At 65.8% G+C, this 25733-nt stretch carries 22 protein-coding genes; 14 read left to right on the top strand and 8 right to left on the bottom strand.

Annotated elements, in window-relative coordinates; translation table 11 throughout:
- Nucleotides 1-192 precede the first annotated feature (192 nt).
- Genes C8C94_RS12205 through C8C94_RS12190 form a run of 4 tightly spaced genes read right to left on the bottom strand, consistent with a single transcriptional unit; the run spans nucleotide 193 to nucleotide 4264 of the window.
- Nucleotides 193-1236, bottom strand: a complete 1044-nt coding sequence (locus C8C94_RS12205) for a VWA domain-containing protein (protein ID WP_121420892.1) — start codon at nucleotides 1234-1236, stop codon at nucleotides 193-195.
- Between the two features lie 36 nt (nucleotides 1237-1272).
- Nucleotides 1273-2298 (bottom strand): DUF58 domain-containing protein, encoded by a 1026-nt coding sequence (locus C8C94_RS12200; RefSeq protein ID WP_121420891.1) that lies wholly within the window; start codon nucleotides 2296-2298, stop codon nucleotides 1273-1275.
- On the bottom strand, nucleotides 2279-3298 hold the full coding sequence (locus C8C94_RS12195; protein ID WP_055401455.1) for a MoxR family ATPase: 1020 nt from the start codon (nucleotides 3296-3298) through the stop codon (nucleotides 2279-2281). Before C8C94_RS12195 ends, C8C94_RS12200 begins: the two co-directional genes overlap by 20 nt.
- Before the next feature lie 24 nt (nucleotides 3299-3322).
- Nucleotides 3323-4264: a S1C family serine protease gene (locus C8C94_RS12190; RefSeq protein WP_121420890.1), complete on the bottom strand. Its 942-nt coding sequence runs from the start codon at nucleotides 4262-4264 to the stop codon at nucleotides 3323-3325.
- Nucleotides 4265-4395: 131 nt separating this feature from the next.
- On the opposite strand from C8C94_RS12190, the gene C8C94_RS12185 reads away from it, so the two are divergent.
- From C8C94_RS12185 to C8C94_RS12145, 9 genes are all read left to right on the top strand, one after another.
- Nucleotides 4396-5223 (top strand): TatD family hydrolase, encoded by an 828-nt coding sequence (locus tag C8C94_RS12185; RefSeq protein WP_121420889.1) that lies wholly within the window; start codon nucleotides 4396-4398, stop codon nucleotides 5221-5223.
- Between the two features lie 115 nt (nucleotides 5224-5338).
- Entirely contained in the window at nucleotides 5339-5989 is a 651-nt protein-coding gene (locus C8C94_RS12180; RefSeq protein ID WP_199731244.1) for a DNA-deoxyinosine glycosylase, read from the top strand.
- A 9-nt stretch (nucleotides 5990-5998) separates the two neighbouring features.
- The gene (locus C8C94_RS12175; RefSeq protein WP_121420888.1) at nucleotides 5999-6763 is read left to right on the top strand and encodes a spermidine synthase; all 765 of its coding nucleotides are present in this window, start codon (nucleotides 5999-6001) and stop codon (nucleotides 6761-6763) included.
- Nucleotides 6764-6804: 41 nt separating this feature from the next.
- Nucleotides 6805-8598, top strand: a complete 1794-nt coding sequence (locus tag C8C94_RS12170; RefSeq protein ID WP_121420887.1) for a GspE/PulE family protein — start codon at nucleotides 6805-6807, stop codon at nucleotides 8596-8598.
- Between the two features lie 285 nt (nucleotides 8599-8883).
- Entirely contained in the window at nucleotides 8884-9372 is a 489-nt protein-coding gene (locus tag C8C94_RS12165) for a tripartite tricarboxylate transporter TctB family protein (RefSeq protein WP_121420886.1), read from the top strand.
- A 15-nt stretch (nucleotides 9373-9387) separates the two neighbouring features.
- Nucleotides 9388-10899 carry a tripartite tricarboxylate transporter permease gene (locus tag C8C94_RS12160; RefSeq protein WP_121420885.1) on the top strand — a complete coding sequence of 504 codons (1512 nt, stop codon included), beginning with the start codon at nucleotides 9388-9390 and terminating at the stop codon, nucleotides 10897-10899.
- A 163-nt stretch (nucleotides 10900-11062) separates the two neighbouring features.
- A complete protein-coding gene (locus tag C8C94_RS12155) occupies nucleotides 11063-12319 on the top strand; it encodes a DUF3422 domain-containing protein (protein WP_233573595.1) in 1257 nt (418 codons plus the stop codon).
- 142 nt (nucleotides 12320-12461) lie between these two features.
- On the top strand, nucleotides 12462-14084 hold the full coding sequence (locus C8C94_RS12150; RefSeq protein WP_121420884.1) for a gamma-glutamyltransferase family protein: 1623 nt from the start codon (nucleotides 12462-12464) through the stop codon (nucleotides 14082-14084).
- A gap of 179 nt (nucleotides 14085-14263) precedes the next feature.
- Nucleotides 14264-15193, top strand: a complete 930-nt coding sequence (locus tag C8C94_RS12145) for a DMT family transporter (protein WP_121420883.1) — start codon at nucleotides 14264-14266, stop codon at nucleotides 15191-15193.
- A gap of 42 nt (nucleotides 15194-15235) precedes the next feature.
- Here the strand turns inward: C8C94_RS12145 and C8C94_RS12140 are convergent, their stop codons facing one another.
- Together C8C94_RS12140 and C8C94_RS12135 are read right to left on the bottom strand one after the other, a co-directional pair.
- Entirely contained in the window at nucleotides 15236-16213 is a 978-nt protein-coding gene (locus tag C8C94_RS12140) for a M48 family metalloprotease (protein ID WP_233573455.1), read from the bottom strand.
- Nucleotides 16214-16223: 10 nt separating this feature from the next.
- A complete protein-coding gene (locus tag C8C94_RS12135; RefSeq protein WP_121420882.1) occupies nucleotides 16224-16835 on the bottom strand; it encodes an SH3 domain-containing protein in 612 nt (203 codons plus the stop codon).
- A 64-nt stretch (nucleotides 16836-16899) separates the two neighbouring features.
- On the opposite strand from C8C94_RS12135, the gene C8C94_RS12130 reads away from it, so the two are divergent.
- The 3 genes from C8C94_RS12130 (at nucleotide 16900) to C8C94_RS12120 (ending at nucleotide 21826) form a co-directional block, all read left to right on the top strand.
- Nucleotides 16900-17730: an SDR family oxidoreductase gene (locus tag C8C94_RS12130; RefSeq protein ID WP_121422827.1), complete on the top strand. Its 831-nt coding sequence runs from the start codon at nucleotides 16900-16902 to the stop codon at nucleotides 17728-17730.
- Nucleotides 17731-18038: 308 nt separating this feature from the next.
- Nucleotides 18039-19148, top strand: coding sequence for a TRAP transporter substrate-binding protein (locus C8C94_RS12125; protein WP_233573454.1), 1110 nt, complete (start codon nucleotides 18039-18041; stop codon nucleotides 19146-19148).
- Nucleotides 19145-21826, top strand: coding sequence for an EAL domain-containing protein (locus C8C94_RS12120; RefSeq protein ID WP_121420881.1), 2682 nt, complete (start codon nucleotides 19145-19147; stop codon nucleotides 21824-21826). The genes C8C94_RS12125 and C8C94_RS12120 overlap by 4 nt, the downstream gene beginning before the upstream one ends.
- Before the next feature lie 12 nt (nucleotides 21827-21838).
- Here C8C94_RS12120 and C8C94_RS12115 read toward each other — a convergent pair whose 3' ends face one another.
- Nucleotides 21839-22738 carry a DMT family transporter gene (locus tag C8C94_RS12115; protein WP_121420880.1) on the bottom strand — a complete coding sequence of 300 codons (900 nt, stop codon included), beginning with the start codon at nucleotides 22736-22738 and terminating at the stop codon, nucleotides 21839-21841.
- A gap of 140 nt (nucleotides 22739-22878) precedes the next feature.
- Between C8C94_RS12115 and C8C94_RS12110 the strand changes: the two genes are divergently transcribed.
- Entirely contained in the window at nucleotides 22879-23862 is a 984-nt protein-coding gene (locus tag C8C94_RS12110; RefSeq protein ID WP_055401481.1) for a quinone oxidoreductase, read from the top strand.
- The gene (locus tag C8C94_RS12105; protein ID WP_121420879.1) at nucleotides 23859-24716 is read left to right on the top strand and encodes an NUDIX domain-containing protein; all 858 of its coding nucleotides are present in this window, start codon (nucleotides 23859-23861) and stop codon (nucleotides 24714-24716) included. Before C8C94_RS12110 ends, C8C94_RS12105 begins: the two co-directional genes overlap by 4 nt.
- On the opposite strand, the gene C8C94_RS12100 is transcribed toward C8C94_RS12105, so the two are convergent.
- The gene (locus C8C94_RS12100; RefSeq protein ID WP_121420878.1) at nucleotides 24670-25719 is read right to left on the bottom strand and encodes an NAD(P)H-binding protein; all 1050 of its coding nucleotides are present in this window, start codon (nucleotides 25717-25719) and stop codon (nucleotides 24670-24672) included. The genes C8C94_RS12105 and C8C94_RS12100 overlap by 47 nt on opposite strands.
- Nucleotides 25720-25733 lie beyond the last annotated feature (14 nt).

Below are 25733 nucleotides of genomic sequence, written 5' to 3'. Positions count from 1 at the left end.
TTCGGGGTGTAGCGCTTGCTGGTATTGCGCTGACAGCTATCTTTTTTGAAGTCTATCGTTTGGAAAAAGCTGAGGAGTGCACGGTGGCGCTTACTCGCATTCCAAGCACGCCCGAGACATGCAATACAGGCTATGTGCTATAAAAATAGCAGCTTTTAACGCTTGTCTGGTAAGCGATAGAGCCAAAAAATCTCACAAAATCCGCCCGTGCCACCACACCGACAGCCCGGCTGCCAGCAATGCCAACGTCGCCCCCAGCAGCGCCAGCAATGACGAGATTTCGGTTTCCCGCTTCTCCACCGTCAGCCGTGAGCTGAGCGTTTCGTACACCTTCTTCAAATCCGCGGCGGTGGCCGCGTGGAAGTACTCGGCGTTTGTGCGCGTGGCCACGGCCTTCAGGGTTTCTTCGTCCAGCCGCACCCGCATGGACCAGCCTTCAAAGCCGATGGTCTCCCCCGCCACCGTACCCACGCCCACGGTGTACACCCGCACCCCCCGGTCGGCCGCCCATTTGGCGGCCTCCAGTGGGTCCACGCCAGTGGTGCGCTGGCCGTCGGTCAGCATGATGATGGCGGCCGAGGTGTAGGAGCCAGGCGCCACAGGTGTGAAAGCCTTGGCCGGGTCTTGTTTGCCAATTTCGTCAATGGGCTTGGGGCGCATGGCCTGGCGGCCGCCCAGGGCGGAGATGTCGATGCCCGCGTCGGGGAAGATGGTGGCCAGCGACAGCATGATGCCGTTGCCCGTGGCCGTGCCGCGCTGGAGCTGAAAGCTGTCGATGGCTTTGACGAGGTCTTCGCGGCTTTGCGTGGGCAGCTGGGCCAGCTGGGCGCTGCCGGCAAACGCCACGATGCCCACACGCACATGGCGGGGCAGCTCGGCGATGAAGGCCTTGGCGGCGTTCTGCGCAGCAGTGAGGCGGTCGGGCTCCACATCGGCGGCGCGCATGCTGCCCGAGACATCCATGGCCAGCATGATGGTCTGGTCCTGCGAGGGCAGGGTGATGACGGCCAGCGGGCGTGCGGTGGCCAGCAGCAGCGCCACCAGCGCCAGCAGAAAGAGTGCGGGCGGGATGTGGCGGCGCAGGTTCTGGCCGGGGCCCATGGCCTCGCGCACCAGCGACAGGCTCGAATAGCTCAGCGCCGTTTTCTTGCGCCGGTGCAGCAGCCACCAGTACATCAGTACCAGCAGGGGCACGACCAGCAACAGCCAGAGCAGGGTGGGCCAGAGAAAAACCATGGTGTGTTCCTTCGGGCGGGGCGCGTTTTGGTTCGTTCAGGCGGCGTGCTGCGCCGGGTCTGCAGCGCGGGAGGGCGCGGCTCGGGAGGTGCGTACCCGGCGCTGGCGCAGGTCCATGAAACGCAGCAGGGCATCGACCAGATCGTCGTCGGTGCACAGCTCCAGCGTGTCGGCGCCCGCGCGGGTCAGGCCTTCGCGCAGCACGGCCTCGCGTTCGGCCGCCAAGCGGGCGAAGCGGCGGCGAAAGCCCGCGTCGTGGGTGTCCACCTGCAGCTGCTCGCCGCTTTCGGCATCGCGCAGCGTGATGAGGCCCACATCGGGCAGTTCCAACTCCAGCGGGTCGAGCAGGCGCACGGCCACCACGTCGTGCCGCTGGGCGAGTTGGGCCAGGGGCTTTTCCCAGCCGGGTGCGCTGATGAAGTCGGACACCACAAACACCGTGGAGCGGCGGCGCAGGTTGGCCAGGCCCGTTTGCAGCAAACGGTGCAGTTCTGTGGCGCCTCCGCCGGGTTTGGATGTGCCGGTGGCAGGGGCGGGCGGTGTCAACAGACTGTGCACCAGATGCAGCACATGGGCGCGGCTGTTGCGGGGCGGTAACACCGCATCCACAGCGCGGGCGGGTGCATTGTCTGCGCCGTAGAGCATGGCGCCCACGCGGTTGCCGTGGCGCGTCAGCAGGCGCGACAGCACGGCCACAAAGCCGGTCAGGATGTCGCGCTTGGCGTTGCCCTGCGGGCCGAAGTTGATGGACGGGCTCAGGTCCAGCAAAAACCAGGCGGACATCTCGCGGTCTTCGGTGAACACGCGCACGTGGGGGATGTTCAGACGCGCGGTCACGTTCCAGTCGATGTGGCGCACGTCGTCATGCGGCTGGTACTCGCGCAGGTCGGCCAGGTCCAGGCCGCTGCCGCGCATCAGCGTGCGGTAGTCGCCCTGCAGCAGGCCGTCCAGGCGGCGGATCACCTTCCACTCCAGCTCGCGCAGCAACCGGTCCGCCTGCCCCGGCAGGGTGGGCAGCGTGTGGACCGCGGCTGAAGTGGTGTCAGGCAACTTTTTGCTCATGATGCAGAGGCCGGGCAGGCGCCGGTATCTTGGCCATGATGCGCTTGACGAGGGCATCGGCATCCAGCCCCTCGGACAGCGCCTCGTACGACAGCGCGATGCGGTGGCGCAGCACGTCGGCCGCCAGGTCGGTCATGTCTTCGGGCAGCACGTAGTTGCGCCCGCGCAGCATGGCCAGGGCCTGGGCGCCCTCTGCGAGGGCAATGGTGGCGCGCGGGCTGGCGCCGCAGCTGATGTAGCCGGTCAGGTCCTTGAGGCCATGCCGCGTGGGCTCGCGGGTGGCGGCCACCAGCTTCACGGCGTATTGCAGCATTGACGGGTCTACATACACGGTGCGGCATTCGGCCTGCAGCGCCGCCAGCTGCGCGGTGGTGGCCACGGGCAGCACCTGCACGGGCACATCGAGCGCGCGCTGGGCGATCACGAACTCTTCCTCCTCGGTGGGGTAGCCCAGCAGCACTTTCATCATGAAGCGGTCCACCTGGGCTTCGGGCAGCGCGTAGGTGCCTTCGGTCTCGATGGGGTTCTGGGTGGCCATGACCAGGAAGGGCTCGGGCACCTTGTGGGTCTCGCCCGCAATGGTCACCTGGCGCTCCTGCATCACCTCCAGCAGGGCGCTTTGCACCTTGGCTGGGGCGCGGTTGATTTCATCGGCCAGCAGCAGGTGGGTGAAGACCGGGCCCAGCGTGGTGCTGAACTCGCCGGTCTTCTGGTTGTACATGCGCGTGCCGACCAGGTCGGCAGGCACCAGGTCGGGCGTGAACTGGATGCGCTTGAAGCTGCCCTGGATGGTGCTGGCCAGCGTCTTCACCGTCAGCGTCTTGGCCAGGCCCGGCACACCTTCGACCAGCAGATGGCCCTGTGCGAGCATGGCCACCATGACCCGCTCGAGAAAGCGGTCCTGGCCCACCACCACGCGCTTGACTTCGTAGAGCACCTGCTCCATCAGGGTGGCGGTGGCGGCGTTGTTCATGGCAGAGGGCGATGGGGTGGTTTCCATGGTGCTCCTTGTGAAGGGTCGGGATCAGAAGGGGGGCATGCCAACGGCAGAAGCCGCGTTCTCGATGGGCACCGCAAACCCGATGCCGATGAAGGTGCGTGCCGACGTCGGGTTCAGGATGGCGGTGACGATGCCCACCACCTCGCCATCGAGCGTGACCAGCGGGCCACCGGAGTTGCCGGGGTTGGCCGCAGCATCGAACTGGATCAGGTTGCTGAGCTGGCGCTTGCCTTCGGGCGAGGTGAATTCGCGCTGGAGGCCCGAGACCACGCCCGCTGAGGCCGAAGGCCCGATGCCGAACGGGAAGCCCACGGCCACCACGTGGTCGCCGGGGCGCAGGTCCTGGGTGGAGCGCAGCGGGGCTGCGAAGAGGTCATCGGGTACTTTGTGGGCTTGCAGCACGGCCAGGTCGTTTTCGGGCTGGGCGCCCGTGATGCTGGCGGTGGTTTCCAGGCCATCGTGGAAGGTGATTGCAATGCGGTCCGCGCCCGCCACCACGTGCAGGTTGGTCAGGATGATGCCTTTGTCCACAATCACCACGCCCGTGCCAATGCCGCGTTCCACTTCTTCCTTGCCGTTTTTGCTGCGGCCGTAGCCCACCACGCGCACGATCGAGGGAGAGATCGCTTCCACAGCGCGGGCGGCGGCGGAGGGCGGGGTGGTCGTCTCCAGCGTGCGCAGCACGGCGGCGTCGATGTCTTCCTGGGTGATCCGCTGGGCGGCGGGGCGCTGGTGCAGCCACAGGCTGTAGAGCAGCAGTGTGGCCAGCAACGCGACCAATGCCCACAGGGCGTACAGATGGCGCCGCGACAGAGCCGTGCCCGCCACAGGCTTGGTGGCAGGGTTTGGAGAGGGCTCCATCACACTGGCCGCTGGTTGTTCGGTGGGCGCAGGCACTTTTTCAACCGGCTCGGGTGGGGCGCGGCGGGTGTGGCGGGAGCTGCTGTAGAGGGCGGGCCGGGGCATCCTGTCACCTTTTCTACGGAAGACGCCGCGAGACGGCGCACGGTTTTCACGTTAGCACGGATCGCTGCAGAGTGCACTTGCAAGGTTTCACGCCGAGGGAGCGGTCGGGGCTGATGGGGCATCATCACTCCATGACTGTCTGGATCGATACCCATTGCCACCTGGATGCGCCCGAATTTGACCCCGACCGCGATTCCGTGCGTGCCCAGGCGCGGGCCCAGGGCGTAGCCCATTGTGTGATTCCGGCGGTTGAGCGCAGCAACTGGGCCACGGTGCGCGCCCTGGCCCATCGGCATGGCGACAGCTATGCGCTGGGCATTCACCCCCTGTACACAGGGCGCGCGCACGACGCAGATCTGGAGCTGCTGGCGCAGGAACTGGAGCAACACCGGGCTGACCAGCGTCTGGTGGCCATCGGAGAGATTGGCCTGGATTATTTTGTGCCCGGCCTGGACCCTGAGCGGCAGGAGTGGTTCTATCGAGCGCAGCTGCAACTGGCACGGCGGTTTGACCTGCCCGTAATCCTGCATGTGCGCCGCTCGTCCGACCGGCTGCTCAAAGGCCTGCGGGAGCTGCCGGTACAAGGCGGTATCGCCCATGCCTTCAACGGCAGCGTGCAGCAGGCGCAGGCGTTCATCGCCCTGGGCTTCAAGCTGGGGTTTGGCGGCGCGATGACCTACGACCGGGCGCTGCAGCTGCGCCGCCTGGCGGCAGAACTGCCCGCAGAGGCCCTGGTGGTGGAGACCGATGCGCCGGACATCCCGCCCCATTGGTTGTATGCCACCGCCGCCCAGCGGCTCGAAGGCCTGCCCCAAGGGCGCAATGCACCCGGCGAACTCCCGCGCATTGCAAGCGCATTGGCCGAGCTGCGCAGTCAGCCGCTGGAGGATTTGGCGGGTATCACCTGTGCCAATGCGCTGGTGGCGCTGCCCCGGTTGCAGGCTTTGGTCTCTGTCTGATCCACCAATTGGTAGGTTTTTAGGAGGCTAGCGCTTTGTGGTAAAGGGTTTACAGCTATCGTTTTTTTTGAGGATGTCGCGGGGTTGCTGACGGGTTTCGGTTCAGAATCGGCGGATGCCCGACGCCGCTCTGACGCAGCCCCCTCCGCTCCCTGATGCTCCGGCGCCAGCCCCGCCGGTGCGCCTCCAGGGGCTGCCGCCGGTGGTGTCCGCAGGCACGGTGGTGCTGGTCCTCGGAAGTTTTCCGGGGGCTGCCTCCTTGCGGCTGCGCCAGTACTACGCACACCCGCAAAACCATTTCTGGAAGATCTTGCAAGCGCTGTGGCCGCAGCATCCCTTGCCGCCCGCAGGGGCCGAAGGGTATGCCGCACGTTGCGACTGGTTGCTGGCAAGGGGGCTTGGCCTGTGGGATGTGTATGAGAGCTGCGAGCGGGAGGGCAGCCTGGACACCAGCATCCGCAATGCGCAGGTCAACGACTTTGCGCACCTGCAGACGGTGTGTCCGCAGCTCGCCGCCGTCGCCCACAATGGGGGTGAGAGCTTCAAGCATGCCCCGGCGGTGCTCAGCAGCTTCCGGCCCCCCCGCGCTGCGGCGCATGATGATGTGCTTTCCGATCAGCGCGTGGGCACGGGTTCCGGGCCTGGTTCCGCCCGCTCTATCGCATCGCACCGCCTGCCCTCGACCAGCCCGGCCAATGCCTCCTGGAGTTTTGAACGTAAATTGGCTGCCTGGGCGGACCTGATGGCGGCCCACCGCCTGCTTTGATTGTTGTGAATGACCCGCAAAAAAGAAAAATCACAAGAACTGCCCGAAGTCAGCGTCTCTGATGACGGCGAAGTGCGCCACCTGCACCTGGGCACCCCGTGGATTCAGGGGTCCATGCGCGTTGCAGAGCCTTTTGAACTGGAACTGGAGTACGTGCAGCGCATGATGGCGTGGCTGTTGTTTGCCGACCTGCCCCAGGTGTCCAAGGGGCATGCCATGCAGCTCGGGCTGGGGGCCGGTGCCATCACCAAGTTCTGCCACAAGAAGCTGCGCATCTGCACCACGGCCATCGAGCTCAACCCACAGGTCTTGGCGGTATGTCGGCAATGGTTCAAGCTGCCGCCCGATGGCCCCAAGCTGCGGGTGGTGCTGGCCGATGCGGCGCAAGAGATCAAGAACCCCATGTGGCAGGGCACGGTGGATGCGCTGGCGGTGGACCTGTACGACCATGAGGCCGCAGCGCCGGTGCTCGACAGCGCAGACTTCTACGCCGACTGCCGCGCCTTGCTGACCGACACGGGGTGCATGACGGTCAACCTGTTCGGGCGGGCGTCCAGCTTTGAGCGCAGCCTGCAGAGCATGGCGGCAGCCTTTGGTGACAAGGCACTCTGGGCCTTCAAGCCCACGCGAGAAGGCAACACCGTGGTGCTGGCCCAGAAGACGCCTACGCGCCCCAAGCGAGCGGAACTCGACGTGCAGGCGCAGGCCATCCAGGCGCGCTGGGACCTGCCGACCACCAAATGGCTGCGGGCATTCAAGCCCGTCGTGGCCTGAGCCCCCGGGCCGCCCACAGCCCCGTTTCGGAAAGATATCTGATGAAAACAATCTCCGCGTCCCTGGCCAGCACTGCGGCGCGACCCTACGTCGGTCCGGTGGACTGGCGACGTATGGTGCAGTGGCTCAGCGATGACGAAGTCATCTCCCAGGAAGAAGCTCAACGCACCATCGCCCGCTGCTCGCAGGCGGAAAGCTCCCAGCATGCGCTGGTGCGCCTGGCCAACGTGGCCATGGAACGCGCCAGCGATGGCAAGCCGCTGGACATCGAGGCGTTGTCTGAGTACCTGGCCAAGCGGGCAGGCCTGCCTTATTTGCGGATTGACCCGCTCAAGGTGGACGTGGGGCGCGTGTCCGAAACCATGAGCGCCACCTATGCAGAGCGCCACAGGGTGCTGCCCGTGCAGGTCACCCCCAAGGAAGTGGTGGTGGCTACGGCCGAGCCCTTCATCGAGGACTGGGTGGCGGAGGTGGAGCGTCAGTCCCGGCGCACGGTGCGCCGCGTGGTGGCCAGCCCGCTGGACATTCACCGGTTTACTGCAGAGTTTTTTGCTCTGGCCAAGTCCGTGCGTGCCGCGCAGAAGGCAGGGGGTAACTCCGGGGGCAGCAGCTTCGAGCAGCTGGTGGAACTGGGCAAGAGCAACAAGCAGCTCGACGCCAACGACCAGGGCGTGGTCAAGGTGGTGGACTGGCTCTGGCAATATGCCTTTGACCAGCGCGCGAGTGACATCCACCTGGAACCCCGGCGCGACCAGGGCGTGATCCGTTTTCGCATCGACGGCGTGCTGCACCCGGTCTACCAGATGCCGATGGGCGTGCACAACGCCATGGTGTCGCGCATCAAGCTCCTGGGCCGCATCGACGTGGTGGAAAAGCGCCGTCCGCAGGATGGCCGCATCAAGACGCGCAACCAGCGCGGGGACGAGGTGGAAATGCGCCTGTCCACCCTGCCCACGGCGTTTGGCGAGAAGATGGTCATGCGGATCTTTGACCCGGACAATGCCGTCAAGGATCTGGACGCCCTGGGCTTTGCCCAGCACGATGCCGAGCGCTGGGAGGCGCTGGTCAAGCGCCCGCACGGCATCATTTTGGTGACCGGACCCACGGGCTCGGGCAAGACCACCACGCTGTATTCCACCTTGAAGCGGGTGGCGACCGAAGAGGTGAACGTGAGCACGGTGGAAGACCCGATCGAAATGATCGAGCCCAGCTTCAACCAGACCCAGGTGCAGCCCCAGCTCGACTTCAACTTTGCCGAGGGCCTGCGTGCCCTCATGCGCCAGGACCCGGACATCATCATGGTGGGCGAAATCCGCGATCTGGAGACGGCCGAGATGGCCATCCAGGCCGCGCTGACCGGGCATCTGGTGTTCTCCACACTGCACACCAACGACGCCCCGTCGGCCATCACCCGCATGATGGAACTGGGGGTGCCCCCCTATCTGCTCAATGCCACGCTGCTGGGGGTGCTGGCCCAGCGGCTGGTGCGCACGCTGTGCAAGCAGTGCAAACAAAAGGACGAAACGGCGCAGCGCGAAACGCTGGTGGAGGTGGTCAAGCCCTGGAAGCTCAGTGGCGGCTACCACCCCTACAAGCCCGTGGGCTGCGTGGACTGCCGCATGGGTGGATTTCGGGGGCGCATGGGTTTGTATGAATTGCTCACCGTGACCGAGGCGCTCAAGGAGAAGATCAACCAGGCGCCCTCGATCGACCAGTTGCGCCGCCAGGCCGTGCAGGATGGCATGCGGCCCTTGCGCCTGGCGGGCGCGCTGCGGGTGGCAGAGGGCCTGACCACGCTGGACGAGGTGATTGCTGCGACACCGCCGCTGGAGTAAGACCTTGAACCAGCTCCGCAGGAGCAAGGGATGTCCTGCATAACTCCCTGCGGTCTGTGATAGCGCGGTCTCGGGCAGTCCGCTGCGTTGCTTTTCTTGCCAATAGCCATGCTATTGGCCGCAAAAAGACGCCTTGCGGCCTTTCCCGATCCGCACTACCACCGACGCGCGAGGGTTATGCAGGACATCCCAAGCGTTACCGGATGTAGGTGGAATCCACATCCGCGCGGGCCTTGGTTGCACGCACAATCGCGCAGTCGAGATTTCCCGCCAAGGAGACAATTCGTGAAAATCAAAAGTCAAAAAGACTTCTTTGCCGGCCTCATGTTCATGGGGGTTGGTGTTGCGTTTGCGTGGGGAGCCACCACGTACAACGTCGGAAACGGGGCTCGCATGGGCCCGGGTTACTTTCCGCTGATGCTGGGTATCTTGCTGGCCTTTATTGGTAGCTTGATCACCTTCAAAGCCACTACGGTGGAAACCCAGGACGGCGACAAGATCGGCAAGTGGGCCTGGAAACCGCTGTTCTTCATCCTGGCTGCCAACTTCGCGTTCGGTATCCTGCTGGGCGGCTTGCCCAGCATAGGTGTCCCGGCGATGGGCCTCATCGTGGGCATCTATGCACTGACCTTCATCGCAAGCCTGGCGGGCCAGGAGTTCCACGCGAAGTCCGTGTTTGTCCTGGCCACCGTGTTGGCCGTCGGCAGTTACGTGGCATTTGTCTGGGCGCTCAAGCTGCAGTTCCCTGTGTGGCCGAGTTTCATCACGGGTTGAGCAGGAGCACCGACCATGGAATTATTTGACAACCTCTCGATGGGTTTTGGCGTCGCGTTCACGTTCCAAAACCTCATTTACTGCTTTGTGGGCTGCTTGCTGGGCACGCTGATTGGTGTGCTGCCCGGCATCGGCCCGGTGGCGACCATCGCCATGCTGCTGCCGGCCACCTACGCGCTGCCTCCCGTGGCTGCGCTGATCATGCTGGCCGGTATCTATTACGGCGCGCAGTACGGTGGCTCGACCACGGCCATTCTGGTGAACCTGCCCGGTGAGTCGTCGTCGGTGGTGACCGTGATTGACGGCTACCAGATGGCGCGCAAGGGCCGTGCGGGCCCTGCGTTGGCGGCGGCGGGGCTGGGCTCGTTCTTTGCCGGCTGCGTGGGTACGCTGATCCTGGCGGCCTTCGCACCTCCGTTGACCGAAGTGGCGTTCAAGTTCGGCCCTGCCGAGTACTTCTCGCTGATGGTGCTGGGCCTGATTGGTGCCGTGGTGCTGGCCTCGGGCTCGCTGCTCAAGGCCGTGGCCATGATCGTGCTGGGCCTGCTGATGGGGCTGGTGGGGACTGACGTGAATTCGGGGGTGGCACGATTCAGCTTTGACGTTCCGGAGCTGACCGACGGTATCGGCTTCGTCACCATCGCCATGGGCGTGTTCGGCTATGGCGAGATCATTGCCAACCTCTCGCGCCCCGATGACGAGCGTGAGGTGTTCACCGCCAAGGTGGAAGGCCTGTTCCCCACCAAGGACGACTTCAAGCGCATGCTTCCCGCTGTGATACGAGGGACGGCATTGGGATCGGCGCTGGGCATCTTGCCTGGTGGTGGCGCACTGCTGTCTGCGTTTGCCGCTTACACCATTGAAAAGAAGACCAAGCTGCACCCTGGTGAGGTTCCTTTCGGTCAAGGCAATATTCGTGGTGTGGCTGCTCCCGAGGCTGCCAACAATGCCGGTTCGCAGACCTCCTTCATCCCACTGCTGACGCTGGGTATCCCCCCCAACGCCGTGATGGCTCTGATGGTGGGTGCCATGACGATCCACAACATCCAGCCTGGCCCCCAGGTGATGACGAGCAACCCCGAGCTGTTCTGGGGGCTGATCGCTTCGATGTGGATCGGCAATGCCATGTTGGTGGTTCTGAACCTGCCGCTGATCGGCATCTGGATCAAGTTGCTCACCGTGCCTTACCGCTGGCTGTTCCCGTCCATCGTGCTGTTCTGTGCGGTGGGTGTGTATTCCACCAATAACAACACGTGGGATATCTGGATGGTTGGCCTGTTTGGCCTGGTCGGCTACATCTTCCACAAGCTGGGCACCGAACCCGCACCTCTGCTGCTGGGCTTCATCCTCGGCCCGATGATGGAAGAGAACCTGCGCCGCGCGCTGCTGCTGTCGCGTGGTGACTGGAGCGTGTTCGTCACGCGTCCGCTGTCGGCAGGCCTGCTGGCTGCTGCGGCGCTGCTGCTCATCATCGTGCTGCTGCCTTCGGTGAAGAGCAAGCGCGAGGAAGCCTTCGTCGAAGACTGACGGCACGGCCTTTTCCATCCGACTCCAGAACAACGGCACCTTCGGGTGCCGTTGTTTTTTGGTGATCTGCAGCCGCAGCACGCCCTCAGCGCCAGTACACAATGGCGGGCAAGAGGCCCGCATGTCCACTCCATTCCATCTGCCACAGCATCCCCACCGGGCTATGCTGCACAACGAAATCCACGCCCGTCCGCCCGAGGCCATGACGGCCCCGCTGGCCATTGCACACATCGTGATGCTGGCCGATGCCGCAGGGCGTGAAGCGAGCCGGGCCCATGTGGCGGCTCTGTTGCGCGACCACCACCTGGCATTGCCCGATGCGGACACCACGCACCTGCGCATGGACCTGGGGGCTTACCGCATGCGCTGGGAGCTGCACACCGAATTTGTGTCCTGGACCTTCATGGTGCCCATGGCGGCTGACGCCTTTGGCGAGCGGGAGCCCGCCAGCGCCGCAGACGCGGTGCCCCGCGGGTGGCTGGCGGCTTTGCCCGGGCACTGTCTGTGCAGCCTGAACCTGTGGGTACTGCCCACCCACACCTTTGGTTCGGGGTCGCTGGTCAAGCATGTGCTGCATGAGGACACGCTGGTGGCCTCCACGGTGGCCGACGGGCATGGCGAGGTCTATACCGATTTTGCGATCCACGCCGATGGGTTCTCGCGCATGGTGCTGCTCGCGGGCGGCATGACGCAGCGCCGCCTGGGCCGCCTCGTGCAGCGCCTGCTCGAAATCGAGACCTACCGCATGGCTGCCTTGCTGGGCCTGCCCGCTGCGCGCGAGGCCGCCAGTGTGCTGGCTTTTGCCGAACGCGAACTGGCCGAACTGGCCGACGCCATCCGCACCGCCAACCGCGACGCAGAGCCTGCGCTGCTGGACCGCCTGACCCGTCTGGCCGGGCAGGTGGAGAGCCAGTATGCGGCCACCCACTCGCGTTTTTCGGCCAGCAGCGCGTACTTCGAACTGCTGGACAAGCGCATTCAGGACATTGCTGAATCGCGCCTGGCCGGGATGCAGACGATTCGGGAATTCATGGATCGGCGCCTCACGCCTGCACGCAGCACCTGTGAATGGGCGGCGCGGCGCCAGGATGCGCTGTCGCAACGTGTCTCGCGCATGAGCAACCTGCTGCGCACCCGCGTGGAGATCGAGCAGCAGCAAAGCAGCCAGGCGCTGCTGACCACCATGAACCACCGGCAGGATTTGCAGCTGCAGATGCAGTCCACGGTGGAAGGGCTGTCGGTGGCGGCCATCACGTACTACATCGTGGGCCTGGTGAGCTACCTGGCCAAGGGGGCGCAGAAGCTTGGTTGGCCCCTGTCGCCCGAAACCACGGCGGCCATCGCCATTCCTGTGGTTGCGGGGGCTGTATGGTGGTCGCTAAGGCGATTGCACCACCGGGTGTTCCGCAAGCACGGTTAAAGAGAAGGAAAAAAAGGAAAAAGGGCGCCCCGCACTTCAAAGCGTGAACGCCCCGGTCAGCGCGTCCAGTGGAGTCCCGGCCACAGGGTTGGACCGGCGGTATGCCCCTGCAACGGCAGGGCACGCGGCCCATATTGAACCGATGCACTTCAGCTACACCCACCCCTATGCCAGCACCCGCCTGCCGGTGTTTGCGCGCAATGTGGTTTCCACCTCGCATCCGTTGGCCGCCCAGGCGGGCCTGCGCATGCTGCAGCAGGGCGGCAATGCCGTTGATGCTGCTGTGGCGGCGGCAGCGGCCATGACGATCTGCGAGCCCGTGAGCAATGGGCTGGGCAGCGACGCATTCTGCATCCTGTGGGACGGACAGGCCCTGCACGGGCTCAATGCCTCGGGCCGCGCCCCTGCGGCCTGGACACCCGGGTACTTTCACAGCCGCTACGGCAAGAGCCCGGCGAGCCCTCCCAAACGCGGGATCGATTCCGTCACTGTGCCGGGTGCCGTCAGCGCGTGGGTCACCCTGTCTGAGCGTTTCGGCAAGCTGCCCTTTGCCGCGCTGATGGAGCCCGCCGCCGAGATTGCCGAGCGTGGCTACCTGGTGCCGGTGGTGGTACAGCAAAAATGGGCCGCTGCAGTGCCTGAGCTGCAGTCGCAGCCGGGGTTTGCAGAAAGCTTTATGCCCTGGGGCCGCGCGCCGCAGGTGGGTGAGCTGATCCAGTTTGCCGCCGCAGCTCGAGCGCTGCGCGCCATCGGAGCCACACAAGGCCAGGCGTTCTACACGGGCGAAATTGCCCAGGCGCTGGTCGCCTTCTCGCAGGCCCAGGGCGGCAGCCTGACGCTGGCGGATCTGGCAGCACACCGCCCTGAATGGGTTACGCCCATTGCCCGCAACTACCGAGGCTATACCCTGCACGAGATCCCTCCCAACGGGCAGGGCATCGCAGCGCTGATTGCGCTGGGCATACTGGACCGATTCGATCTGGCGAGCCATCCCGTGGATGGCGCAGCGTCCCAGCATCTGCAGATCGAGGCCATGAAGCTCGCATTTGCCGATGTGTACCGCTATGTGGCCGAGCCATCGTCCATGGAGGTGACCCCCGCTCAAATGCTCGATGACGCGTACCTGGCCTCCCGTGCCAAACTCATCGACATGAACAAGGCGCAGGATTTTGGGGCTGGCAATCCGGTCAAGGGTGGCACGATCTACCTCACTGCGGCCGACGAAAACGGCATGATGGTGAGCTTCATCCAGAGCAACTACATGGGCTTTGGCTCGGGCTGCGTGGAGCCCACTTTTGGCATCAGCCTGCAGAACCGGGGCCAGGCCTTCAGCACCGACCCGGCGGGCCCCAACCCAGCCAACCTGGTGGCTCCCGGCAAGCGACCGTTTCACACCATCATCCCCGCCTTCCTCACGCAAAACGGCCAGCCCGTGATGAGCTACGGCGTGATGGGCGCCAACATGCAACCGCAGGGCCACATGCAAACGCTGGTGCGCATGCTGGACTACGGCCAGAACCCACAGGTGGCTTGCGACGCACCACGCTGGCGCTTCAATGAAGGGCTGTCGATCAACGTCGAGGCCGCCATGCCCGCCGCGACGGTGCAGGGCCTGCTGGGCCTGGGGCACCGCATGGAGGTGATCCAGGATTCCTACCAGGACTTTGGCGCCGGCCAGTTCATCTGGCGCATGGGCGATCCCAAAGTGCAGGGCTATGTGGCCGCCAGCGATCCGCGTCGCGACGGCCAGGTGGCGGGGTATTGATGGAACACCCCCTGAGTCGCTTCGCGCCTTCCCCCTCTCTCTACGCGCTGCGCGCTACGGGAGGGGGACGCGACCAGCGGCCTGGCAAAGCCAGTTCCGCGGCCACCTCGCGTCAGGACGTGCCAGTTTCATGGGCTGTGCTGTCGCGCAGCGCAATGAACAACTGAATATAGAAAAAAGTGGCTCCACCGCAATCTGAACAAGCGCAAGCAGCTACAAAAAACGTAGCAACCGGTCTCGCCCTGGCCCTGCTGGGCTCCATCGCCTTCAGCGGCAAGGCCATCATCGTCAAGCTGGCGTACCGCCATGGTGTTGATGCGGTCACGCTCATCATGTACCGCATGCTGTTTGCGCTGCCCATCTTCGCCGTGATGGCCTGGTGGGCCAGCCGGGGCAAGCCCCCCCTGACCCGCAAGGACTGGCTGGGCGTGCTGGGCCTGGGGCTCACGGGCTACTACTTGGCGAGCTTTCTGGACTTTGCAGGGCTGGCCTACATCAGTGCCAGCCTGGAGCGCCTGATCCTGTATCTCAACCCCACGCTGGTGGTAATGCTGGGCTGGGTGCTGTACCGGCGCAGCATCACCTGGGGGCAGGCGGTGGGCATGCTGATCAGCTACTGCGGCGTGGTGCTGGTGTTCGGCCACGAAGCCAACCTGCAGGGCACCAACGCAGCCTGGGGCACCCTGCTGGTGTTCCTGAGTGCGGTGAGCTATGCCATCTATCTGGTCTACAGCGGCGAGATGGTGCGGCGCCTGGGTTCGCTGCGGCTGGTGGGACTGGCCACCACCGTGGCGTGCCTGCTATGCCTGCTGCAGTTTGTGGTGCTGCGGCCCTTCAGTGCTGCCGTGGTGGCACCCGAGGTGATCTGGCTGTCCGTGCTCAACGCCACGCTCTGCACGGCTGCGCCCGTGCTCATGGTGATGATGGCCATTGAGCGCGTGGGCGCTGGAATGACCGCGCAGACCGGCATGGTGGGGCCGCTGTCCACCATCCTCATGGGGGTCTGGATTCTGGGTGAGCCGTTCACGGTGTGGGTGGCTGCGGGCACGGCACTGGTGATCACGGGTATTTTTGTGTTTACCCAATTGGCGCGCCGCCAAGCGCCCTGACCTGGCAGCGGAGAGCGGGTGCGCGCTCTCCTTGGGGGTGATTTATCCCGCCTTCTTTGCCGCTGCAGGCCGGGCAGAGGGTGCTGGCGCATTGGCAGGCGCACTGCCGCCCAGGCGCTGTGCAATCGATGCGCGCGACCCGCCCAGCCCATCGAGCTGGCGGCCCATGGATTGCTCCAGGTAGTCCAGGCGGGCCTGTGCCGCGGGGTGGGTGGACATTGTCAGCGTGAACATGGGGTTGTCCGGCGTGACGGTGCGCAGCTGCTGCAGCACTGAGACCAGACCGTAGGGGTCAAAACCCGCCTTGGCCGCCAGCGACACCCCGGTGCGGTCCGCCTCGAATTCGTCGGACTGGCTCAGCCCCTTGGTGTATACGGTGCGGAACAGCGACAGCAGCTGGTCCTTGACGAGCTGCCCGGCGATGTTGCTGGTGCGGATCTGCGAAGCCAGCAGTTGCGTGCCGACCCCCGCCATGGCGCTTTGCCGGATGGCCTGGAGGTGGTGTTTGGAGGTCACGTGCGTGATCTCATGCGCCAGGATGCCCGCCAGCTCGGACTCGTCGGCGCAGCGGTCAATGAGCCCCTTCGTCACGAACACATAGCCGCCCGGCGCGGCAAAGGCGTTGTAGCCTGCGTCGTCCAGCACCACAAAGGTCCAGGGCAGTCCGGGGCGCGACGACTGCAGGCTCACCCACCGGCCCAGGCGGTTCACATAGCGCTGCAGCGCCATGTCCGGGTGGGCGGGCTTGGCGCCCAGCAGCAGGGCGGCCAGCTGGCGGCCGATCTCGATTTCCTTGGCCTCGTCGATGTTCTCCATCGACTGCGTGAGCAGGCTGATCAGATCGTCACCCTGCGCCGCCGGAGCGGCTTTGCCCCCCGTGATGGCCGAGCCCAGCCCGCCCCCCAGGGAGTTGAGGATGTTCATCACGTTCTGGCTGTGGGCGGCCAGGGGCGCTGCAACGAGCAGCGCGCACAAGGCTGCCGTCTGCGCGCGGCGTTTCCAGGTGGAATTCCGGTTCATGGCCATTTCCTCAGTTAGGGCTGTAGTTGGGGTCGGAGGGGTTGCTGGACCCGCTGCCGGAGCCCCGACTGGATGTGGGCAGTGCGGGCTGCGCCAGGGCGGGCACATCCCGGGATTGCAGGGACGCCGAGCTGGCGAACTGGCGCGCCTGGTCGGCATTCACCCGCAGGCTTTCTGCCCGGCCGACGGCAGCAGGATTGGGCTGCGCATTGGCGATGTCTTCAGCATCCAGGCCACGAATGCCCACCGTGGAGGTGGCCGTGGTGGTGGAGCCGCTGTTGCCGCCAAACAGCCCGCCCAGGCCTCGCAGGCCGCTGGTGGCGGCGTTGTTGGTGGGCGTGGCCGACCCCGACTGCGGTCCCAGGTCGAACATGTGCACCCAGCCGGTGACGCCTTGCTGTGTGCTCACCTTGGTCCAGGGGCCCTTGCGCTCGTTGCTGCGCGTGACCACAGTGTTGGCCTCCAGCGGGGCCACGCTCGCACCGCTGTCGGCGGGGGTGTCGCGCAACTGGGTGGCACGCTTGACCACGGCCGCCTCCTGCGCATGCGCGCTACCTGCCAGGGGTGCCAATGCGGCCCATGCCAGCCAGGTGGCCAGGGCTCCGCGGTGCAGCCAATTCATGTTGCAGCTCTCCACTTATGATGATCTGTGAATGCTGCGGCTTGCAGCAGAACCGGAGATTGTTATGGATTTGGGTATCGCAGGCAAATGGGCGCTGGTGTGTGGCGCGAGCAAGGGTTTAGGCTATGGCTGTGCGCTGGCCCTGGTGCGTGAGGGCGTCAACGTGGTCATCAACGCCCGCAATGCCCAGGCGCTGGAGCAGGCTGCTACACAATTGGTAGCTGAAGGAGCAATGCAGGAAAGCGCTGGCGGCCAAAAAAGCTCCAAACCGACGGTGCTGGCGGTAGCTGCTGACATCACCACCGCCGAGGGCCGTGCTGCCGTGTTCTCCGTGACAGATGGCCCGGGCCGTGACTTTGACATCGTGGTGACAAATGCCGGCGGCCCGCCAACGGGCGACTTCCGCGACTGGGACCGCGATGCATGGATCAAGGCCGTGGACGCCAACATGCTCACCCCCATCGAACTGATCAAGGCCACAGTGGACGGCATGGCTGCGCGAGGCTTTGGCCGCATCGTCAACATCACCTCCAGCGCGGTGAAGGCGCCCATCGACATCCTGGGTCTGTCCAACGGCGCGCGCAGCGGGCTCACGGGCTTTGTGGCGGGGGTCTCGCGCAGCAAGATCGCTGCACGGGGCGTCACCATCAACAACCTCTTGCCCGGCAAGTTCGACACCGACCGACTGGCCGCCACCGTGACCGCTGCTGCCGGCAAGGCAGGCAAGAGCGTGGACGATGTTCGCGCGCAACAGCAGGCCCAGATTCCGGCAGGGCGGTATGGCACGGCGCAGGAGTTCGGTGCCATCTGCGCTTTCCTGTGCAGCCAGCAGGCGGGTTATATGACCGGGCAGAACGTGCTGGCGGACGGCGGCGCTTATCCTGGGACCTTCTGACCCGGGTTGAGACAGAAGGTCAACCCGTCGTCTGTGGTCACTGGCGGGCGAAGGAGATTCCCTGGCGGCAGGGCGTGGCGTTTTGCAGACAGCTTTGCCCGCCGAGGGGGAAAACTTGGTGAAGAATGGTGCCCCAGCATTCCAACCCGAAAGTACCGGAACATGACACCGCGCATCCCTCCCCAGGGCGGCCTTCCAGACCTCTATGCGATCCATGGATGCCGCTGGGGCGCTGGCATGGCCCTGGGCATGAAGGGTGCGCGGCGGTGGCCGTCCACTGCACCCCGGTTGACGAGCCAGAAGTTGCCATGCAGCCCAAACCCGCTGTGACTTCCCGCCTTCTGCACCGCATCGCTGCACTGTGCTTGGCATGGGCCGCGCTGGGTTGTTCGCCACAGGCTGTGGGCCAGCCTGCGGCCACCCCGGCAGCGGCCACTGCGCCCTACAAGCTGCGCATCGTGGGGGGGCTGGCAGGTATCAACCAGTACACCCGGCAGGAAGAGCCCTTCTGGAGCAAGGAACTGCTCCGCTTGAGCGGTGGCCGGTTTGACGCTGAAATCGTGCCCTTTGACCGAGCGGGCGTGCCTGGCGCCGAAATGCTGCGCCTGCTGCAGCTGGGTGTGGTGCCTTTTGGCACCACGCTCATGAGCTCGTTCACGGCCCAGTACCCCGAGTACACCGCACCCGATCTGGCGGGGCTGAACCCCGACATTGCCACGCTCAAGACCACGCTGGCGGCGTTTCGCCCTTACCTGGAGAAGAGTCTGCGTGACCAGCACGGCGTGGAGGCGCTGGCGATGTATGTGTATCCGGCCCAGGTGGTGTTTTGCAAGAAGCCCCTGCGCGGGCTGGCCGATCTGGCCGGGCGCCGCACGCGCGTGTCGTCATCCACCCAGGCGGATTTTGTCGGGGCGCTCGGCGGCATCCCCGTGCTGACTGGCTTCGCGCAGATCGTGCCCAGCCTCACGGCGGGCAATACCGAGTGCGCCATCACCGGCACCATGTCGGGCAACACGCTGGGGCTGCATACCATGACCTCCCATGTGCATGCGCTGCCCGTGACCTGGGGACTGGCGGTGTTCAGCGCCAACAAGGCCGCCTGGGAGGCGCTGCCGCCCGATCTGCGGGCCCTGCTGCGGCGCGAGCTGCCCCGGCTGGAGGCCGCCATCTGGGAGGAGTCCGAGCGCGAAACCTCCGACGGCATGGCCTGCAACCGTGGCATCCCCGCCTGTGTGGGGGGACGCAAGGGCAGCATGGTGGTGGTGCCGGTGTCTGCGCAGGATGAACGCAGCCGCCAGGAGATCCTTGCCTCCACCGTGCTGCCGCGCTGGGTGCAGCGCTGCGGGCCGCGTTGCGCCCAGGTGTGGAACCAGACGATCGGTCCCGTCCGTGGCCTGGCTGCGGCCCCGGCGAAATGAGGGATACCACGACCCCACTGCGCATCAGGGCCTTTGTATGGGCCGGGGCGGCGGTGTTCATTGCGGCGGTGGTGATGGTGTCTGCCGCGCTGGTATGGAACGCTCGCAAGGTGGCGCTGGATGATTACGAAGCCCAGGCCACCCGTTTTGTGGCGGGTGCCGAAGCGGCGCTCAATCGTTCCCTGCTGGCGGTGGACGTGCTGCTGGCCAGCATGGACGAACTGCTGGGCCTGTCGGGTTCGATGAGCGAATGGGTGGACCCTGACCTTGCAAGCCAGCGCCTGCGCAGCTCCGCACGGCAGAACCTGATGGTGCGCTATGTGGCGCTGCTGGACGCGAACGGCAAGACCATCGCCTCTTCCGATGCGGCTGGCAGTGCGCTGCCGCTGCAGCTGCCTCCCGGTTTTCTGGCGTCTGTGCTGGAGCAGCCCGTTTCCACCCTGATGATCAGCCCGCCGGTGGTGAGCTTTGCGACTGCCGAGCGCGTGCTGTATTTTGCGCGCCACCTGCGCATGGCCGACAGTTCCCTTGTGGTGGCCATTGCCGAATTGCCGGTGGGGGCGCTCAGCTCGGTGCTGGTCCAGGGTGTGGACATCACAGGCCTGCAAGTGACGCTGGAGCGTGCCGGAGGGCTGCTGCTGCTGAGTGCGCCCAACCGCGAGGAGGCGATCACGCCCGTGCTGTCCCCGCCACTGCAGGAGGTGGCCGCCCTGGGGCAGGCGTGGAAGGCACCCGCCCGCTTGAGTGGCGAGCCGGCGCTGGTGGTCTACCGACCCATCCTGTACCAGGACCTGCGCATCTCGGCGAGCATTCCGCTGCGCGATGCGCTGGCAGGCTGGCGCGACCAGCGCAACGCCATTGCACTGACGGGGCTGTTGTTTGTGGCCATGATCGTGGCAGCGGGCAACCTGGCGCTGCGCTACCTGGACCGTATGTCCCAGGCGCGGCTTGCCATTGCGCAGTCCAAGGCCACCCTCGACCAGGCACTGGAGTCGATGGTGAGTGGTTTTGTTCTGCTCGACGGCGAGCAGCGCGTGGTGCAATGGAACAGCCGGTTTGAGGAAATTTTCCCGTGGCTGCGCGCCGTGATGGCGCCCATGGTGCCGTTTCGGCGCGTGATGGAAGAGACCGCCCGGCACCATCTGCCGCGCGCCAGCGAGGAAGAACGCATGCGCTGGGTGGAGCTGCGGCTGCTCAAGCAGAACCAGCACCATGAGCCCCATGAGCAGGTGCTGCCCAATGGCCGCACGATCCAGATCACCGAACGGCCCACACCCGAGGGCGGTCTGGTCATCACCTACCACGACGTGACGGCCCTGCGCCGCGCCAGCGCCGAGATTGAGAGCCTGGCCTTCTACGACCCTCTGACCAATCTGCCCAACCGCCGGCTGCTGATGGACCGCATGCAGCAGGTGATTGCGGCCAGCGTGCGCAGCGGGCAGTACGGGGCCTTGCTGTTCCTGGATCTGGACCACTTCAAGACGCTGAACGACACCATGGGCCATGAGGTGGGCGACATGCTGCTGCGCCAGGTGGCAGAGCGCCTGAAGACCTGCGTGCGCCGCGAGGACACCGTGGCGCGCCTGGGGGGAGACGAGTTCGTGGTCATGCTGCACGAGCTGTCGCTGCACAGCGAAGAGGCGGCTGCCTATGCGCGCCGCGTGGGCGAAAAGATCCTGCGCACGCTCAACATGCCGTACTCGCTGGCCGGGCTCAGCCACCACAGCACGCCCAGCATCGGGGCCACGCTCATGGGCGGGGCGCTGCAGCCCTCGGTCGATCTGCTCAAACAGGCCGACATCGCCATGTACCAGGTCAAGTCGCAGGGCCGCAATGCGCTGTGTTTTTTCGATCCGCAGATGCAGATTGCCATCAGCGTGCGTGCGCAGCTGGAGGGGGATCTGCAGGCCGCGCTGGCCGCGCGGCAGTTCGCGCTGCACTACCAGCCCCAGTTCCATCTGGACGGGCGCATCGTGGGCGCCGAGGCGCTGATCCGCTGGATCCATCCCGAGCGCGGCCTTATTGCGCCGAGCGCCTTCATTGGCGTGGCAGAAGAAAGCGAACTCATCGTGCCCATGGGCCACTGGGTGCTGCGCACCGCGTGCGAGCAGCTGGCGGCGTGGGAGAACGATGCCCGCTACCGGCATGTGCCGCTGTCGGTCAACGTGAGCGCCCGGCAGTTCCGCCAGCGCGACTTCGTGGCCCGCGTGGTCGAGGTGCTGCGCGAGACCGGCGCGCGGCCCCACCTGCTCAAGCTGGAGCTGACCGAGTCGCTGGTGCTGGACAACGTGGACGACACCATTGCCAAGATGGGCCTGCTCAAGACCAAGGGTGTGCGCTTTTCGGTGGACGACTTCGGCACGGGCTACTCGTCGCTGGCCTACCTCACGCGGCTGCCGCTGGACCAGCTCAAGATCGACCAGTCGTTTGTGCGCAACCTGGGTGTGCGGCACACCGACGACGTGATCGTGCAGACCATCATCGGCATGGCGCGCAACCTGGAGCTGGATGTGATTGCCGAAGGTGTGGAAACCGTACAGCAGAAAGCCCTGCTGGCAGACTATGGCTGCCAGCTCTTTCAGGGCTATTTGCTGGGCATGCCCGGGCCGGTATCGGAGCTCGAAGTCTTGTTGCAGCAGGCCGCAACACAAGCCTCGGCCGAAGGCGCAGCAGGCTGACCCCGCCTGTCGCTATCGCCGCGACGACACCACGATCCCGCCCACGATCAGTGCGAATGCCACACCGTGGAAAAGCTGTGGCGTTTCCCCTAAAAAGGCGGCCGACAGGATGCCCGCAAACAGCGGGGTGAGGTTCACGAAGAAGCCCGCCACTGCAGGCCCGGCGCGCTCCACCCCCACGCCCCAGCAGCGATAGGCCAGCACGGCGGGGCCCACGGCGATGAAAGCCAGCGCTGCGATCAGCGGCCAGCCCCATGCGATGTGGGTGTGGCCCATCGCCCATTCCACGCCCGCGAAGCTGCCCGACCATGCCAGGCCAAACACCATCTGCGCCATCAAAAAAGCGGCCCAGTCGCCCCGGATGCGGGCGGGCTCGCTGGTGCGCGACAGCAGCCAGCTGTAGAACGCCCACGAGATGGTGGCCAGCAGCATGAACACATCGCCTGGCACGAGGCGAAAAGCCAGCAGCTGCGACCACTCGCCCCGGCTGAGCACCAGCAGCACGCCACACATCGACAGCAGCGCGCCCAGCAGTTGCCGCCGCGTGACCGCCGCGCCGAAGAACAGCGCCCCCACGGCCAGCATCCACACCGGCATGCTGGAGCCCACCAGCGTCACGTTGATGGGCGTGGAAGTCTGCAGCGCCATGTACTGCAGCGCGTTGTACAGGCCAATGCCGAGCAGCCCCAGCAGTGCATAGCGGCGCCAGTGGGGCCACAGCGGGCTGTCCTTGCGCAGCACGTTGTACGCGAGCGGCAGCAGGATGAAGAAAGCCAGCACCCAGCGGATGAAATTGAGCGTGATGGGCGGGATCAGGTCGTGCACCAGCCGGCCTGTGACGGCGTTGCCAGCCCACAGCAGCGGCGGTATCACCAGCAGCGCCGCCGTACCGGGCGTGAGTCTTTGAGTCATGGGCTGCACTGTAACGGTGCAGGGCAGGACAAGGCTTTCAGATTCATGGCAGGATGGCCGCCGTTTGTCTCGCCCGTTACAGGCCCCATCCATGCCCGTTGGGGACCCGTTCAACACCCGTTATCCAGGAGCGTTTTGCCATGAGCCTTGCCGTCCAGATCCGCCAGCACGGTGGTCCCGAAGAACTTCACATCGTTGACGTCGCCGTGGGCGAGCCCGGCCCCGGCGAGATCCGCATCCGCCACCACGCCATCGGCCTGAACTTCATCGACGTGTACCACCGCACGGGGTTGTACCCCCTGAACATGCCCGCCACCATCGGCATGGAAGGCGCGGGCGTGGTCGAAGCCGTGGGCGAGGGCGTTGCGCACCTGAAGGTGGGCGACCGCGCTGCCTACGCCAGCCAGCCCCCCGGCGCTTATTGCGAAGTGCGGGTGATGCCCGCCAAGTGTGTGTGCAAGCTGCCCGATGCCATCAGCTTTGAGACGGGCGCGGCCATGATGCTCAAGGGCCTGACGGCGCAGTACCTGCTCAAGAAGACGCTGCCCGTGGAAGGCCTGCAGCCCGGCGACCATGTGCTGTTCCACGCCGCTGCGGGTGGGGTAGGCCTGATCGCCAGCCAGTGGGCCAAGGCGCTGGGCCTGCAGCTCATCGGCACGGCAGGCACCGATGCCAAGTGCCAGCTGGCCCTGGCCAACGGCGCGGCGCATGCCATCAACTATCAAAAAGAAGATTTCGCAGCCCGGGTCAAAGAGATCACCGGCGGCAAGGGCGTGAAGGTGGTGTACGACTCGGTGGGCAAGGACACCTGGGACAAGTCACTCGAATGTCTGCGTCCCTTTGGCCTGATGGCCAGCTTCGGCAACGCCTCGGGCCCCGTGGCACCGTTTGCACCGGGTTCGCTGGGCGCCAAGGGCTCGCTCTACGTCACGCGCCAGACGCTGTTCACCCACATCGCCACGCGCGAAAGCACGCAGGCCATGGCCGACGACCTGTTTGCCGTGGTGGCCAGTGGGCAGGTGAAGATCCACATCGACCAGCGCTACCCGCTGGCCGACGTGCAGCAGGCGCACCGCGACCTGGAAGCACGCAAGACCACGGGCTGCACCATCCTCACGCTGTGACAGCCTCCTACCCCGGCGCATCGTTCGACCAGTGGCTGGTGGGTGCGCGGCAACTGGCGCACCAGCCCGCCCGCCAGCCACGCCAACCCCTGCGGGTGGCGGGGCAGGTGGTAGGGTCGGTTGCGGAAGGATTTCTAAGCAAAATAAGCCTCCAGCGCTTATTGGATAAGCGCTACCAGCTATCAATGGGTGAGCATGGCGGCGCCCCTGCATGGAGTCTGCATCTGCCGCCCGAAGCTGCCTCTGATGCCAACGTCAACGCCACCACCGACGCCCTGAACACCTTGGCCGAAGCGCTGCGCGACGCCAACCTGTGTGGCCCGTGGCGCAACGAACAACTGGCGGTGACCAACCCCAGCGGCGAAGTCGTGGGCACCGTGGAGCGGGGTGCCGTGCGTGTGCTGGGCATCACCACCTGCGCCGTGCACCTGGTGGGGCTGGCGTCCGATGGGCGCATGTGGGTGCAAAAGCGTTCGCTGAACAAACCCAACGACCCAGGCCTGTGGGACACGCTGATGGGCGGCATGATCTCGGCCGCCGACTCGTTGCCCCAAGCCCTGGTGCGCGAGACCTGGGAAGAAGCCGGGCTGCATGTGCACACCCTTGCCGGCGTGGCGCACGGTGGCCATGTGCTGTTCAGCCGCCCCAGCAGCGAGGGGGGCGGCGCTGGGTACATGGTCGAGCGCATCGACTGGTTCCGCGCCGTGGTGCCCGAGGGCATGGCGCCCGACAACCAGGACGGCGAGGTGGACGAGTTTGCACTGCTGCCCTTGGAAGAGGTGCGCGCGCAGGTTGCCCAGGGCCGGTTCACGCTGGAAGCCGGGCTGGTGATTGCGGGTTTCCTGGGGCTGTGAGCGGCGCTTTGGCCCCTGGCAGGCAGCCCAGACCCAACAGCGTGGCCTGCACCGCCGCGTCCAGCGGCGTGTGGGGCTCTTCGCCCAGCACGGCGCGCAGCGGGTCGTTGGCCATGCGCACCGGTTGCCTCCACAGGTAGCGCATCTCCCGCAGTTCGCGCAGCGTGGCCACAAACGGCGCGGCGAGTGTGACCAGCCACCACGGAAAGGCCCGCACGTGCGGGGCCGCACCACCATGTGCCACCACGGTGCGGCCAATCGCGGCGGCCATCTGCGTGCCGTCGGCGTCCCAGTGCCCGGCCATGTGAAAGCGTGCAAACGCGGGCAGTGTGGCGCGGCGCTCCAGCAACTGCACCATGGTGCGCGCCACGTCGGGCAGGTATGACCATTGGTGGCCCACGCCGGGTGCGCCGGGCAGGTTCACCGCCTTCACGGGTTGGCCGGGCTTGACGAGGCCTTGCGAGAACCAGCTGTTGCCCACCTGGGGGCCAAAGTAGTCCCCCGCCCGCACGATGAGCACGCGGCAGGTGCCCGCGCGCAGCGGGTGGGGCTCGGTCGCCTGCTGCAGGCGCCGCTCCAGCTCCACGCGCACAGTGCCCTTGCGGGTGTGGGGGCGCTGCGGTGAGTCCTCGCGCAGCACCGGGAAGGCGTCGGGCCCGTAGTTGTAGATCGTGCCGGGCAGCACCACGGTGGCACCCACTGCGGTGGCCGCCGCAATGGTGTTGTCGATCATCGGCAGCACCAGCTCGCTCCAGCGCCGGTAGCCGGGCGGGTTGACCGCGTGCACGATCACGTCGCAGCCTGCGGCAGCGGCTACCACGTCCTCGCGCCGCATCGCGTCGCCGCGAATCCAGGCCACGCCGTCGCGTTGCTCCCCGGCCTGCGCCACGCCCCGGTGCAGTGCGCGCACCTGCCATCCCCGGTCGCGCAGCTGCCGCGCCACTTCGCCACCGATGCCCCCGGTCGCGCCGAGAACCAGAACCGTATTGCCTGCGTTTGCCATGTTTTGCTCCAAAA

Source organism: Acidovorax sp. 94 (assembly GCF_003634645.1).
Taxonomy (GTDB): Bacteria; Pseudomonadota; Gammaproteobacteria; order Burkholderiales; family Burkholderiaceae_C; genus Acidovorax; species Acidovorax facilis.
Note: the sequence above shows the minus strand (reverse complement) of the source record. Positions and strands in the feature narration are given on the sequence as shown.